The organism is Actinosynnema sp. NPDC004786, from assembly GCF_053601135.1.
In genome coordinates this window covers 159269-173286 of record NZ_JBSGBG010000009.1, presented here as the reverse complement: position 1 = coordinate 173286, position 14018 = coordinate 159269, and the positions used below count along the sequence as shown (strand labels likewise).

Below are 14018 nucleotides of genomic sequence, written 5' to 3'. Positions count from 1 at the left end.
CCGGAAACCGGTCACCCCCCTCTCGCGTCGGTGGGCCCGTCGCGCCGGGCCGCGGCGTCACGCCATCGCGTCGAGCCGGTCCATCGTGTGCTGGATCAGGCTCACCAGCACCGTCTTGGCCGACTCGCGGTCCCGCGCGTCGCACAGCACCAGCGGGATTGCGGCGTCCACGTCCAGCGCCCGCCGCACCTCCTCGACCTCGTAGCTGTGCGCGCCCTCGAAGCAGTTCACCGCGATGATGAACGGGATGCCGCGCCGCTCGAAGAAGTCGATCGACGGGAAGCTGCTGTCCAGCCGGCGCGTGTCGACCAGGATCACCGCGCCGATGGCGCCGTAGGCCAGCTCGTCCCACATGAACCAGAACCGGTTCTGGCCCGGGGTGCCGAACAGGTACAGCACCACCTCCGGGTTGATGGTGATGCGGCCGAAGTCGAGGGCGACCGTGGTCGTCTCCTTGGCCTCCAGGCCCATCACGTCGTCGACGCCGACCCCGGCCTCGGTCAGCAGCTCCTCGGTGTGCAGCGGCGGTATCTCGCTGACCGCGTTGACCATCGTCGTCTTCCCGGTGCCGAAGCCACCGGCGATGACGATCTTCACTGGGGTGGGGACGAGGAGTTCCCCACCCGGCCGCTCAGATTCCACGGACACCATCCAACACCGCCTGGAGCAGGTTCCGGTCCGGCACTTGCGGGACTCGGGAGGGGTCTCGGATCACGACGTCACCGCGTTGGATGAGATCGCTCAACAACACCTTGACGACGACGAGCGGCACGTCGAGGTACGCGGCGACCTCCGCCACGGACAGCGGCCGCCGGCACAGCTCCATGATCTCCATGTGCTCGACCGACAGCGCGTCCGGGTCCGACGGGGAGGGCATCGCGCGCACCTGCGTCACCAGGTGCAGCTCCGGCCGCAACGGGCGCGTCCGACCGCGCACCATCGCGTAGGGGCGGACCAGCGGGCCCGCGGCCTCGTCGTACCACCAGTCCTCGCGGCCGGCCATCAGGAAGACCTTCGCGCGGCGGGCAGGCTCGCGGCGGCCGTGCCGCGCGGCGCCGACGACAGGTACGTGCCGACGCGCTTGACGAGCATGTTCATCTCGTAGGCGATCATGCCCATGTCGGAGTCCTCTTCGCCCAGGACGGCCAGGCAGGCGCCGTGGCCGGCCGCGGTGACGAAGAGGTAGGCGTGCTCCATCTCGACGATGGTCTGCCGCACCGCGCCGCCGCCGAAGTGCCGTCCCGTGCCCCGGGCCAGGCTCTGGAACGCCGACGCCATGGCCGAGAGGTGGTCGGAGTCGTCCTTGGACAGCCCCGGCGAGCGCCCCAGCAGCAGACCGTCGGCCGAGAGGACCACCGCGTGCCGAGCTCCGACCACCCGGCTGACCAAGTCCTCCAACAACCAGTTCAGTTCGTTGTGCTGGCTGGTCATGTCGTTCATCGGGTTGCCTTTCCGGTTTCCAGTCGTCCGGCCACTGCTGATCAGGGTTCGAGGTCGTCGGCGGGTGTCCGCCTCGCGTCACGTGTACCCCGTTGGAACGCCGACAGGCCCTTGCGGACCTTCTCGGCGGACTGCTGGGAATCGACCTCGGGGAGCGGTTCGGGCGAAGGGTGGAAATCGTTGCGCACCAACTGCGGCGCCAGGTTCTGCTGACGGCGCCTGCGTGGCAGTTCGGGGCGGTCCGCGCCGGCGGCCGGCCCCGGGTCCTCCGCGGGCCACTCGGTGGTCCGCTTCCGCTGCGGCAACTCCAACTCGCCGCTGCGCTGCGACAGGTCCAGCCCGCCGCTCAGTCGTTCGACCTCTGGAAGGGGATGTTCGTTGGCCGCGGCCTCGGCCTGGGCCCAGAACCCCTCCAGGTCTCGGGAACTGTCGGGAAACCTGGCGTCTCGCACTGAGTCGTCGCCCTGCTCCGGGATGTCGTGGAAGGTGCGGCGCGGGAGCTGGCGCGTCTCGGCGGGCTCCGTCGCCGTGGTGGGGCCCGCGACGATCGCGGACGGGATCAGCACGAGCGCCAGCGTGCCGCCGTAGGGCGACTCGCGCAGCTCGACGTGGATGCCGCGGCGGGCGGCCAGCCGGGCGACCACGAACAGGCCCAGCCGCGACTCGCCGCGCAGGCGCATCGCGTCGAACTCGGGCGGGTCGGCCAGCATCGCGTTGTGCTGCTCGCGGTCCTCGGGGTTGATGCCCAGGCCGTGGTCCTCGATCTCGACCACGATGCCCTGCGGGACCTCGCTGGCGTGCACCTGCACCTGGGAGCGGGGCGAGGAGAACGCGGTGGCGTTGTCCACCAGCTCGGCGATCAGGTGGATGGTGTCCGCGACGGCCGCGCCCACCAGCGCGGTCTCGGGCACCGGGTTCACCTTCACGCGGACGTACTGCTCGGTCTCGGCCACCGCGGCGCGCAGCACGTCGAGCAGGCGCACCGGCTTGCGCCACTGCCTGCCCGGCTGCTCGCCCGCGAGGATGATCAGGTTCTCGGCGTTGCGGCGGGCGCGGGTGGCGAGGTGGTCGAGCTGGAACAGCGCGTCGAGCTGCTCGGGGTTCTCCTCCTCGCGCTCCAGCTTGTCGAGGATCTTGAGCTGGCGGTGCACCAGGCCCTGGTTGCGGTGCGCGATGTCGAGGAAGACCCGGTTCACGCCCTCGCGCGCCTGGCTCTCCTTGACCGCCGCCGCGACGGCGGTGTACTGGGCGGCGTTGAACGCGTCGGCCACCTGGCCGATCTCGTCGCTGCCGTAGTCCAGCGGCGGCACCTCGACCTCGACGTCCACGTGCTTGCCCTCGCGGAGCCGGTCGACGATGTCGGGCAGCCGTTCGTGGGCCAGGGTCAGCGAGTCCTTCTTCAACGCCGCGAGCCGCGTGATCAGGGCCCGGTTGACCAGGCGGTTCGACGTGCGGATCGCGATCAGGATGCCGATGATCACGGCGAGCAGCGCGACCAGGCTGCCGATCAGCACGGTGCGGAACTTGCTCTCGCCGCGGGCCATGGTGACGCCCACCGCGCCGGACGCCTGCTCGCTGACCAGCGCGGTCAGCTCGTCGGAGATCGGGCCGCTGATGTTCTGCCAGTCCTGCAGCGACCCGGCGTTGGACGGCTTCGAGCCGTTCTGGATCAGCCTGCCCTCGAACTCGACCAGCCGCTTCCACTGGTCGCCCTCGATCATGAACTGGTAGTGCTCGCGCACCTCGGGGCGGGCGTAGGGCGCGATCGAGTCGTAGGCCGAGTGGTACGCGCCGACCAGGTTCGCGAACTCGATGTGCTCCTCGGGCGTGAACTGCCCGGCGGCCAGGGCGCTCGACGCGAGCGACGTGGCGCGGGACATCCAGTCGGCCGCCTTGAAGTACTCGGTCGAGGTGATGGCGCCCTTCACGGACTCGTGGTCGGGCACCACGCGGGCCTGCACGCTGAACAGCGCGTCACCGGCGTCGAGGAGGCTGTTGTAGTAGGTGTAGATCTCGGTCTTGGAGGCGCGGCCCGCCTCGAGCGCGGAGCGGCGCTGCGGCAGCTGGTCCAGCAGCACGTTCAGCGCGTTGATCTTGTCGACGATCTCCTGCGGCGCCTGCGAGGCCAGCTCGTCGAACGCCGCGCGCATCTCGTCGACCGCCCGGTCGGTCTCGCCCTGCTGCACCTCCAGGTCGCTGGTGCCGCGGTCGGGCTGGCTGAGGGCGGTCATGCTCAGCTCGCGCTCCCGCTGGAGCGCGGCGAAGGTCTGGACCGCCGGGATCGAGGCGTCCTTCACGCCCGAGGCCACGGCACGGAGGTAGAAGCCGTCGAACAGGGTGTACGACGAGAACAGCGCCCACATGATGAGAAGGACGATGCTGGGGACGACGACGACGCCGGTGAGACGTGAACGGATCGTCTTGTAGTTCGTCTCCGTAGTGGTGCTCTTCTGCTTCACAGCGCTCCGCAGCCTCGTCCGTGGTGCCAGGTCAGGCGCAGCACTAGGAACACTGCCTCTTCATCACCTGATCGGCGACGGAACGGTAACACCTTAAGATCATTATTACGAAGAGACAGCGATCACTTGCGCGACGCGACGATGAGGTTACCCAGTCGAGTGATGCCCCGAACAGGGGGCCGATGTGAACTTCTCAGTACCGGCCCCCCGACTTTCACGGCTTCGGCACCGAAACCGCGTCGTACGTCGTCGTAGGGGTGGGCGGAGTGGTGAAGCGGGCGTTCGGCAGGTACAGCCGGCCGGCGAAGGACGCCACCGTGGTCGGCACGTCGAACCGCGGGTCGGTGATCTTGGTCACCAGCGTCCCGGCCGACCCGTCCCTGGCCAGCGCGAACACCGCGACCGTGTTGAGCCGGTTCTGCACGACGTAGAGCGTGCGGCCCTCGACCAGCAGCCCGTCGCCGTTGGTCAACACCTCGCCGCCCAGGTCGACGCGGGTTGTGCGACCGGAGTCGGGATCGACTTCGTGCAGCGCGCCGGTGTTGCTCTGGACGATCAACAGGGCTTTGCCGTCGGGCGTCTCCGCGATGCCGTTCGCGTTGTTCACGCCCGGCGTCAACACGAAGTCGCCGGTCAGCGGAATCGCGGTGTGCGAGTCCGGCAACGCGCCGTGCCGGCCGAACGCGACGCGATACAGCACCGCCTTGCGCGAGTCGGTGAAGTAGGCGGCGTCGTCGGTGATCACGACGTCGTTGACGAAAGTGTCCGAGTCGCCCGAGAACCGGTAGGACTTGAGCACCGCTCCCGTCCGGGCGTCGACCACCCGCCCGTCCCCACCCGCGCCGCCCGCGACGAACAGCCTCTTGCGCCGGTCCACCTTCAACCCGACCGACGCGGTCCCGGGCCCCTGGCTGAACACCTCGCCGCGACCCGTGCGGAGGTCGACGCGGAACAGGTCGCCGTCCGCCCGCGACCCGAAGTAGGCGACCGGCGCCGAGCCGATGGCGATCCCCTCGGGCAGGAAGCCGTCGGGCAGCGGGAACCGCGCGGGGAACGGGTGCGCTTGCGCGGCGGCGGCGGGCGCGGCGGTGACGAGGGAGACCCCCAGCACCACGGCGGCCAGCGCACCGAGTGTGCGAGACATGACCACATCCTCCTTCGCTCGTGAGCGTGCGCTCCTGAGACGTCCGGAGTGTTCCGCAGCGATCACCGCGCGGTGAAGCACCCACAGGGAACCGACAGGATCGACGCCGAAGTGCACCGCCCCGACGCTTCCCGCCTGGACGACCGGACCGTAGGCCGTACCGGACACCACGTTCTCGCTGCTGCGCCTCACAGCTCCCCCTCCTGCACTACGCGTGACTCGAGTGCCACAGAAATGGCATGGGCCGTCGGGGGATCGTCGGGTGGACTCGTGGCACCGTTTGGCCGCCGGCCACGGGCCGGAACGGGTCGGGGCGCGGAAGATCGAGCGCTCGACGGCGGGTCGGACACCCGCGGCGGTAAGGTGTGCGGCTCATCCACACCCATGGCCAGGTGGTCGTCCCATGACGCGGGCGCTGGACCGTTCGCCCCTGCGGCTCGGGTCCTGGTGTACCGGGCCGCGCCGCTGATCGACCCCGCCCGGCCTTCGCCCGACGTGGCCACGCCCGTGCCCGGGTTGGCCGAGGCGATCAGTTCCCGCCTTGGGGGCGGCGGCCGCCGTCCTCCGTCGCACCATGTACGACCTCCTGGGACTGCCCGAGCCGGCCCACCCCGTGTCCGCGTCGCCGGTCGCGGCCGTCCACATCGCGCACCGCGGGCTCGAAGACAGGGGTCGGTTCCAGATAACGAACAGATAACGGTCAGGTCGCGGACCGGGTGCGGTACGTATGCCACTGTGTCCACCGCCCGCCGGCGGTCGGGGTTCAACGCACATGCGCGTACCTACGACGAGGTGACACATCCATGACGCGAAACCAGGGGCGGCACCGGTTTTCACGGCGCACGAAGTTGACCGCGGGCGTGACCGGGTTGGCACTCACGATCGGGTTGGCGGTCGCGATCAGCACCACCGGCGACCAGGGCACCGCCCAGGCCGACGGGGCCGACATCTCCCTGTTCGTCGACATCACGAAGCAGCAGCGCAACGTGCGCACACCCCAGCCCCGGCGCGGGGCGAGCACCGGGACGTTCACCGTCGACTGCGGCCGCAACGAGAACGGGCACTTCAACCCGGACAACTTCATCGCGCAGCCCGGTGTCCGCAACGGCGCGCAGCACCTGCACGACTACGTCGGCAACGTGTCGACCGACGCCGACTCGACCGACGAGAGCCTGCTCGAAGCCGACACCACCTGCAAGAACGGCGACAAGTCGGCCTACTTCTGGCCCGTGGTGCGGATCGACCGCGAGGGCGAGGACGAGGAGCCCGGCCGGCCGGGCGACGCCGAGGTCGAGTGCCCGGACGTGAAGCGGAAGCTGCGCGACGTGCCGCGCCAGGCCAAGGCGGAGGTGGACCGCAACCTCCAGGCGATGAAGGACCAGATCGCGGAGGCGAACCGGAAGCTGAAGGCCGCCGCGAACGTGGACGACCCCGCTTTCGTCAACAACGCCGTGCTGGGGCCGTTGCGGGACAAGAGGACGGCGGCGATCGACCGCATCGTGCAGGCCATCGACCGGATCGCGCAACGCCCCCGCGGGCTCAAGAGGCTCGCGCCGTGCACCGTGAAGGACGGCGACGCCAACGACGCCAAGGTGGCCGAGGCGGCCCGCGAGGCCGAGCCCGACGCGCCGGGGAAGGGCGACGGCAAGACCCCCAGCGACGAGAACGAGTTGCCCGGCAACGAGGGCGAGATCCAGCGCCCCGAGGTCGTGGACATCACCTTCCGCGGCAGCCCCGTCGGCAAGGTGCAGCCGATGCCGCAGTTCCTGCGCGTGCTGTACGGCGACGCGAAGGTCTCCACCAACGGCCCGAAGAACGCCCGCAAGTCGTGGACGTGCACCGGGTTCGAGGACAAGGTGCTGATCGACAAGTACCCGATCTGCCCGGGGGGCAGCAAGGTCAAGCGCATCCACGACTTCCCGAGCTGCTGGGACGGCCGCAACACCGACAGCGCCAACCACCGCGACCACATCGTCTACCCGGACGCCGACGGCCAGTGCCCGCGCGGGTTCACGGCCGTGCCGCAGCTGCGGATCAGCCTGACCTACGACATCCCCCGGGACGTGCAGGTCGCCGGGCAGTACGCGGTCGACGCCTTCCCGCAGGAGGAGCACAACCCGCTCTCCGACCACGACGACTTCGCGAACGTCATGTCCGGGGAGATCATGGACCGCCTGGTGCGGTGCGTGAACTCCGGCCGCCGGTGCCAGGAGTGACGACCTCGACTTCCTCGCCCACCGCGGGACCTCCCGGTCGCCCACCTCGCCGTGGCGACCGCCGCGGGGGGACCCACGCCCCGCGGCCGCGGGTGAGGTGAGGAGGACGCCATCCCCGGCCCGCGCGGCGGCGGGTCGGGGATGGCCCGCCCATCCACCGGGCGGCCGGGTCGTCAGCCGGCTTGGAGCGCCAGGTACAGGTTCACCCGTTCGGTGAACTCCGACAGGTCCACGCCCAGCAGGTCCTCGGCCCGGCCCACCCGGTACCGCAGCGTGTTCACGTGGACGTGCAGCCGCGCGGCGGCGGCGGTCCAGGAGCCGGAGCAGTCGAGGAACACCCGCAGCGTCCCCACCAGGTCCGAGCCGTGCTCGGCGTCGTAGTCCAGCACCGGCCCGAGCAGCCGCCGGCGCAGCGAACGGCGCAGGTCGTCCGGCACCCCGGCGAGCAGGAGCTGGTGCAGGGCGATCTCCTCCCCCGCCACCACGCACGTCCGCCCCGTCCGCCGCTCGCCCAGCCGCCGGGCGTGGGACGCCTCCTGCGCCGCGCCGCGCAGCCCGGTGTGCCCGACCGGCGACGACAGGCCGACCAGCAGCCGGGCCGAGCGCAGCCCCGGTTCCAGGGTCCGCGCCGCCGGCCGGAGCCCTTCGGTCCACGTCCCGGACGGCGCGAGCGCGTACACCTCCTCGTCCACGGCGGCCACCAGGAACGCCGGCGCGACCGCCGCCAGCACCTCCTCCACCAGCGCCGCGGCCTGCTCCGCCCGCCCGCCCGGCGCCGAGGCGGCGAGCACCCGCAGCGGCACGTCCGGATCCCACCCGACGGCCGAGATCCGGGCGGCGACGTCACCGCCCGCGAGCACCTCCCGCAGCAGCGGCCCGGCCGCGCGGTTCTCGATCTCGCGCCCCTGCACGACCCGCGCCCGCTCCACGCCGACCAGGCTGGCCAGCTCGACGGCCAGTTCGTCCCGCGTCCGGTCGCCCTCGACCACGAGGATCCACGACGTCAGCCGCGAGCCGCCCCGCACGGACACCGGCAGCAGCGTCGTGCCCCGCACCGCGACGGGCAGCCGGTCGGCCACCAGGAACTCCCGCACCAGCGCCGCCGCGCCGGGCAGCTCCGGCCCGGCGACCACGTGACCGGTGCACGACAGCACCCGGCACGGCGCGCCCAGCTCCGCCGCGCCGGCCGCGACCAGCTCGGACAGCCCGCCGCCCTCGGCGACCACGGTCAGCAGCCGCCGGTGCCGGCCGAGCAGCGCGCCCGCGTCGGCCGCCCGCTCGGCGGCCAGCTCCAGCACCACGCGCTCGGTGATGGCCGCGAACGACAGGTCGACCGGCACCTCCAGCAGCGGCACCCCGTGCCGCTCGCACGCCTCGACCAGCGCCCCGGGCAGCTCGCCGGCGTCGGGCGGGCTGACGGCCAGCGCGGCGACCCCCGCCGCGGCCAGGGCGGCGACGAACCGCTCGCAATCGGCCGCCGCGCGATACCACAGCAACCCGGAAAGCACCAGCTCACCGCCGGAGAGGTAACGCGCCGGATCCGGCAGCTCCGTGCCGTAGAGCCTGGTCACGGGCCTGTCGAGGAACTCCGCGCCGACAACGGTCCGCAGTCGCAGCTCCGGCATCCCGAGCAGACTCCGAACCCGCACCGCGCGCACCCCCTCCCCGTCATCCCGGCGGTTTACCATCGTCCGACGGTTTTTGTAGGAAAGCACGAATCCCCCGCCACGAGCGGACCGGGATTCAGTGGGCCGTCGCCGTAGCCGACGACCCCACGACGTCTGTGTACTGACTCCCGCACCGGCACCGCACCACCGAGGTGGCTGATGGACTTCCTCCGTCCCGAGACGCTGGCCGAGGCGCTGGCCCTCAAGGCGCAGCGACCGGACGCCGTGCCCATCGCCGGTGGCACGGACGTGATGGTGGAGCTGAACTTCGACCACCGCCGGCCGCCCGCGCTGCTGGACCTGACCCGGATCGCCGAACTCCGGTCGTGGGACCACGACGGCGACGCGGTGCGCCTCGGCGCGGGCGTCCCGTACACGCGGATCATCGAGGAGCTGGGCGACCGCCTGCCGGGGTTGGCCATGGCCTCCCGCACGGTCGGGTCGCCGCAGATCCGCAACCGCGGCACGGTCGGCGGCAACCTGGGCGCGGCCTCGCCCGCCGGGGACGCGCACCCCGTGCTGCTCGCCGTGGGCGCGACCGTGGAGGTGGCGTCCACCAGGGGCACCCGGCACATCCCCGCCACCGACTTCTACCTGGGCGTGAAGCGCAACGCGCTGGAGCCGGACGAGCTGATCACGGCGGTCCGGGTGCCGGTCACCCGCGCCCCGCAGCAGTTCTCCAAGGTCGGCACGCGCAACGCGATGGTGATCGCGGTGTGCTCGTTCGCCGTCGCCCTGCACCCGGCGGACCGGCGGGTCGGCGCGGCGGTCGGCAGTGCCGCGCCCACGCCGCGCCGGGCGTCGGCGGCCGAGGAGTTCCTGGCCGCCGAGCTGACCGACACCGACCGCTGGACGTCGCCGAAGCCCCTGCCGGACTCGGTGACGCGGCGGTTCGGCGAGCTGGTGGCGCAGGCCGCGAGCCCCATCGACGACGTGCGCGGCTCGGCCGCGTACCGCGGGCACGCGCTCGCCGTGCTCGCCCGCCGAGCGCTGGGCTGGGCCTGGCACGACTACACCGAGGAGGTGGCCCGACCGTGCGGGTGAACGTGACGGTGAACGGCGAGCCGAGGCAGGCCGACGACGTGTGGGAGGGCGAGAGCCTGCTGTACGTGCTGCGCGAACGGCTCGGCCTGCCCGGCTCGAAGAACGCGTGCGAGCAGGGCGAGTGCGGCTCGTGCACGGTCTACCTGGACGGCACGCCGGTGTGCGCCTGCCTGGTGGCCGCGGGCCAGGCGGAGGGCCGCGAGGTGCGGACGGTCGAGGGGTTGGCCGACGGCGACCGGCTCGACCCCGTCCAGGAGGCGTTCGTGGAGGCGGGCGCGGTGCAGTGCGGGTTCTGCACGCCCGGTCTCGTGGTCGCCGCGCACGACCTGCTCGGCCGGGTGCCGAGGCCGAGCGACCCCGAGATCCGGGAGGCGCTGGCCGGGAACCTGTGCCGCTGCACGGGTTACGAGAAGATCCTGGACGCGGTCCGCCTCGCCGCCGCCCGCCGGGCCGACGCCGGGGGCGGGTCCGGATGACGCCGACCATCCTCGACGGCGTCGCGGTGGCCGCCGTGGACGCCGCGGGCACCGAGCACGCGGTCGGCCACGTCGTCATCGAGGACGGCCGGATCACCGCCGTGGGGCCGGGCCAGGCGCCCCGGCCGGCCGGGCCGCACACCTGGGTCGACGGCAGCGGCTGCCTGGTCACGCCGGGCCTGGTCAACACCCACCACCACCTCTACCAGTGGGCCACCCGCGGCCTCGCCCAGGACGCCACGCTGTTCGAGTGGCTGACCACGCTCTACCCGGTGTGGCGCGGCCTGGACGCCGGGATCACGCACGCCGCGGCCTCCGCCGGGCTGGCGAAGCTCGCGACCACCGGCTGCACGACGGCCGCCGACCACCACTACGTCTTCCCCCGTGAGGGCGGCGACCAGTTCGCGGCCCTGGTCGAGGCGGGCCGGCGCGTCGGCGTGCGGCTGCACGCCGTGCGCGGCTCGATGGACCGCGGCCGGTCGCACGGCGGCCTGCCGCCGGACAACCTGGTCGAGGACACCGAGGCCGCGCTGATCGCCACCGAGCAGGCGGTCAACGACCACCACGACACGTCCCCGGACGCGCTGGTCCGGGTGGCCGTCGGCCCGTGCTCGCCGTTCTCGGTCAGCGCCGAGCTGATGGTCGGCGCGGCGGAGCTGGCCCGCGCCAAGGGCGTGCGGCTGCACACCCACCTCGCCGAGACCGTGGACGAGGAGGAGCAGTGCCTGGCCGAGTACGGCTGCACGCCCACCGAGTACGCCGAACGCCTCGGCTGGCTCGGTGACGACGTGTGGTTGGCGCACACCGTCCACCTGTCGCCCGAAGCGGTGAAGCGGGTGGGCGCGACCGGCACCGGCAGCGCCCACTGCCCCACGTCCAACGGCCGGCTGGGCACCGGCATCGCCCCGGTCCGCGACCTGCTCGACGCGGGCGCGCCGGTGGGCCTCGGCGTGGACGGGGCGGCGTCCAACGAGGCCGGCGGGCTGGTCGAGGAGCTGCACCAGGCGTTGCTGCAGGCCCGGCAGCGCGGCGGGCCCCGGGCGTTGACCGCGCGGGAAGCGTTGTGGCTGGGCACGATGGGCGGCGCGCGGTGCCTGGGCCGGGAGGCCGAGATCGGCTCGATCGAGCCGGGCAAGCTCGCCGACCTCGCGGTGTGGCGGCTCGACGGGCTGGACCACGCGGGCATCGAGGACCCGGTGGCCGCCCTCGTGCTCGGGCCGCGGCCCCGGCTGAAGCTGCTGCTGGTGGGCGGCCGGACCGTGGTGGAGGACGGCGAGCTGCGCACCGCCTCCGAGACCGACCTCGCGCGCGACCTGCGGGCCGCCGCCGAGCGACTGAAGGGGACGCGATGAGCCTCACCCCCGCCGAACTGACCTCCGCCGTGGCCGGCGGCATCGGCTCCAGCCCGCAGCGGCCGGACGGGAACCTCAAGGTGCGCGGCGAGTTCGCCTACGCCTCGGACCTGTGGCACGAGGACATGATCTGGGGCGCGACCCTGCGCAGCCCGCACCCGTACGCGCGGATCGCGTCCGTCGACATCACCGAGGCGTTGAAGGTCCCCGGCGTGCACGCCGTGCTCACGCACCGGGACGTGCCGGGGGTCAACCGGTACGGCCTGGAGCACAAGGACCAGCCGGTGCTCGCCGAGGACGTCGTGCGCTACCAGGGCGAGCCGGTCGCCCTGGTCGGCGCGGACCACCCGGAGACGGCGCGGCGCGCGATGGCGCGCATCAAGGTCGAGTACGAGGTGCTCACCCCGGTCGTGGACATGGAGACCGCGGTCGACGACACGCCGCTGCACCCCGGCGGCAACCTGGTGCGGCACGTGCCCGTGCGGCGGGGCGACCAGGACGCGCGGGCCGAGGTCGTGGTCACCGGCCGGTACGAGGTCGGCATGCAGGACCAGGCGTTCCTCGGGCCCGAGTCGGGGCTGGCCGTGCCCGCCGAGGACGGCGGCGTGGACCTCTACATCGCCACCCAGTGGCTGCACGTGGACCAGGGCCAGGTCGCGGCGGCCCTCGGACTGCCCCTGGAGCGGGTGCGGCTCACGCTGTCCGGCGTCGGCGGCGCGTTCGGCGGGCGCGAGGACCTGTCGATGCAGGTGCACGCGTGCCTGCTGGCGCTGCACACCGGCAAGCCCACCAAGATGGTCTACAACCGCGAGGAGTCGTTCTACGGGCACGTGCACCGGCACCCGGCGGTGCTGTACTACGAGCACGGCGCGGACCGCACCGGCAAGCTCGTGTACGTCAAGGCGCGGATCTTCCTCGACGGCGGCGCGTACGCCTCCAGCACCCCGGCGGTGGTCGCGAACGCGGCCACGCTCGGCATCGGCCCGTACGACGTGGACAACGTGACCGTCGACTGCTGGGGCGTCTACACCAACAACCCGCCGTGCGGCGCGATGCGCGGGTTCGGCGCGGTGCAGGCCGGGTTCGCCTACGAGTCGCAGATGGACAAGCTCGCCGAGGCGCTGGGCATGGACCCGGTGGACGTGCGGATCGCCAACGCGATGAGCGAGGGCTCGGTCATGCCGACCGGGCAGGTGGTCGACTCGGCCGCGCCGGTCGCCGAGCTGCTGAAGCTGGTGCGGGACAAGCCGATGCCGCCGCCCGCCGGGTCGGACCTGCGCGACCTGCCCGGCGGTGTCTCGAACACCACGCACGGCGAGGGCGTGGTGCGCGGCGTGGGGTACGCCGTGGGGATCAAGAACATCTGCTTCTCCGAGGGCTACGACGACTACTCCACCGCGCGGGTGCGGTTGCAGGTGATCAACGGTGAGCCGGCCGCGCTGGCGCACACCGCCGCCGTCGAGGTCGGCCAGGGCCTGGTGACCGTCATGCAGCAGATCGTGCGCACCGAGCTGGGTGTGGAGCGGGTGACGATCCTGCCCATGGACACCTCCATCGGCAACGGCGGCTCCACCTCGGCGTCCCGCCAGACCTACGTGACCGGTGGCGCGGTGAAGGCCGCGTGCGCGGCCGTGCGGGAGAAGCTGGTCAAGCTCGCCGGCGGCCGTGACCTGTCCACTGTGGACCTGGCCGCGCTGCTGGGCGACGAGGTGGTCGACGAGACGGTGGAGTGGCGGCACCGCGCCACCGAGCCGGTCGACCCGGTGACCGGGCAGGGCAACGCGCACGTGCAGTACGGGTTCGCCGCGCACCGCGCCGTGGTGGACGTGGACGTCGAGCTGGGCCTGGTGAAGGTGGTCGAGCTGGACTGCGCGCAGGACGTCGGCAAGGCGATCAACCCGCAGGCCGTGCTGGGGCAGATCCAGGGCGGGTCGGCGCAGGGCCTCGGCCTCGCGGTGATGGAGGAGATCCAGGTCGAGGGCGGTCGGGTGCGCAACCCGTCGTTCACCGACTACCTCATCCCGACCGTGCTCGACATGCCCCCGATGAGCATCGACGTGCTGGAGCTGGCCGACCCGAACGCCCCGTACGGGGTGCGCGGCGTCGGCGAGCCGCCCACGATCTCGTCCACGCCGGCGATCGTCGCGGCCATCCGCGCCGCCACCGGCCTCGCCCTGACCCGGGTGCCCGTGCGCCCCGAGCACATCACCGGCGTCTGAT

The 14018-nt window shown here is 72.5% G+C and carries 11 protein-coding genes; 5 read left to right on the top strand and 6 right to left on the bottom strand.

The window, feature by feature from the left end; genetic code table 11:
• Positions 1–57 precede the first annotated feature (57 nt).
• The 5 genes from ACWEFJ_RS10590 to ACWEFJ_RS10570 all read right to left on the bottom strand — a co-directional run bounded on the left by ACWEFJ_RS10590 (position 58) and on the right by ACWEFJ_RS10570 (position 5043).
• Positions 58–651 carry a GTP-binding protein gene (locus tag ACWEFJ_RS10590; RefSeq protein ID WP_378085194.1) on the bottom strand — a complete coding sequence of 198 codons (594 nt, stop codon included), beginning with the start codon at positions 649–651 and terminating at the stop codon, positions 58–60.
• Positions 632–1003, bottom strand: coding sequence for a DUF742 domain-containing protein (locus ACWEFJ_RS10585; RefSeq protein WP_053718070.1), 372 nt, complete (start codon positions 1001–1003; stop codon positions 632–634). The genes ACWEFJ_RS10590 and ACWEFJ_RS10585 overlap by 20 nt, the downstream gene beginning before the upstream one ends.
• A complete protein-coding gene (locus ACWEFJ_RS10580; RefSeq protein ID WP_033440408.1) occupies positions 1003–1440 on the bottom strand; it encodes a roadblock/LC7 domain-containing protein in 438 nt (145 codons plus the stop codon). The genes ACWEFJ_RS10585 and ACWEFJ_RS10580 overlap by 1 nt, the downstream gene beginning before the upstream one ends.
• 41 nt (positions 1441–1481) lie before the next feature.
• Positions 1482–3899, bottom strand: a complete 2418-nt coding sequence (locus tag ACWEFJ_RS10575) for a sensor histidine kinase (protein WP_378085197.1) — start codon at positions 3897–3899, stop codon at positions 1482–1484.
• 214 nt (positions 3900–4113) lie between these two features.
• A complete protein-coding gene (locus ACWEFJ_RS10570; RefSeq protein ID WP_378085199.1) occupies positions 4114–5043 on the bottom strand; it encodes an SMP-30/gluconolactonase/LRE family protein in 930 nt (309 codons plus the stop codon).
• 803 nt (positions 5044–5846) lie between these two features.
• Between ACWEFJ_RS10570 and ACWEFJ_RS10565 the strand changes: the two genes are divergently transcribed.
• Positions 5847–7259 (top strand): DUF1996 domain-containing protein, encoded by a 1413-nt coding sequence (locus tag ACWEFJ_RS10565; protein WP_449713595.1) that lies wholly within the window; start codon positions 5847–5849, stop codon positions 7257–7259.
• A gap of 173 nt (positions 7260–7432) precedes the next feature.
• Here the strand turns inward: ACWEFJ_RS10565 and ACWEFJ_RS10560 are convergent, their stop codons facing one another.
• On the bottom strand, positions 7433–8884 hold the full coding sequence (locus ACWEFJ_RS10560; RefSeq protein WP_449713594.1) for a PucR family transcriptional regulator: 1452 nt from the start codon (positions 8882–8884) through the stop codon (positions 7433–7435).
• 201 nt (positions 8885–9085) lie between these two features.
• Between ACWEFJ_RS10560 and ACWEFJ_RS10555 the strand changes: the two genes are divergently transcribed.
• The 4 genes from ACWEFJ_RS10555 to ACWEFJ_RS10540 are packed head-to-tail and all read left to right on the top strand — an operon-like array spanning position 9086 to position 14017.
• Complete coding sequence (locus ACWEFJ_RS10555; protein WP_449713593.1) at positions 9086–9970, top strand: FAD binding domain-containing protein; 885 nt, start codon at positions 9086–9088, stop codon at positions 9968–9970.
• Entirely contained in the window at positions 9961–10446 is a 486-nt protein-coding gene (locus ACWEFJ_RS10550; protein WP_378085207.1) for a (2Fe-2S)-binding protein, read from the top strand. The genes ACWEFJ_RS10555 and ACWEFJ_RS10550 overlap by 10 nt, the downstream gene beginning before the upstream one ends.
• On the top strand, positions 10443–11798 hold the full coding sequence (locus ACWEFJ_RS10545) for an 8-oxoguanine deaminase (protein WP_449713592.1): 1356 nt from the start codon (positions 10443–10445) through the stop codon (positions 11796–11798). The genes ACWEFJ_RS10550 and ACWEFJ_RS10545 overlap by 4 nt, the downstream gene beginning before the upstream one ends.
• Complete coding sequence (locus ACWEFJ_RS10540) at positions 11795–14017, top strand: xanthine dehydrogenase family protein molybdopterin-binding subunit (protein ID WP_378085211.1); 2223 nt, start codon at positions 11795–11797, stop codon at positions 14015–14017. Before ACWEFJ_RS10545 ends, ACWEFJ_RS10540 begins: the two co-directional genes overlap by 4 nt.
• The last annotated feature ends 1 nt before the right edge of the window (position 14018 follow it).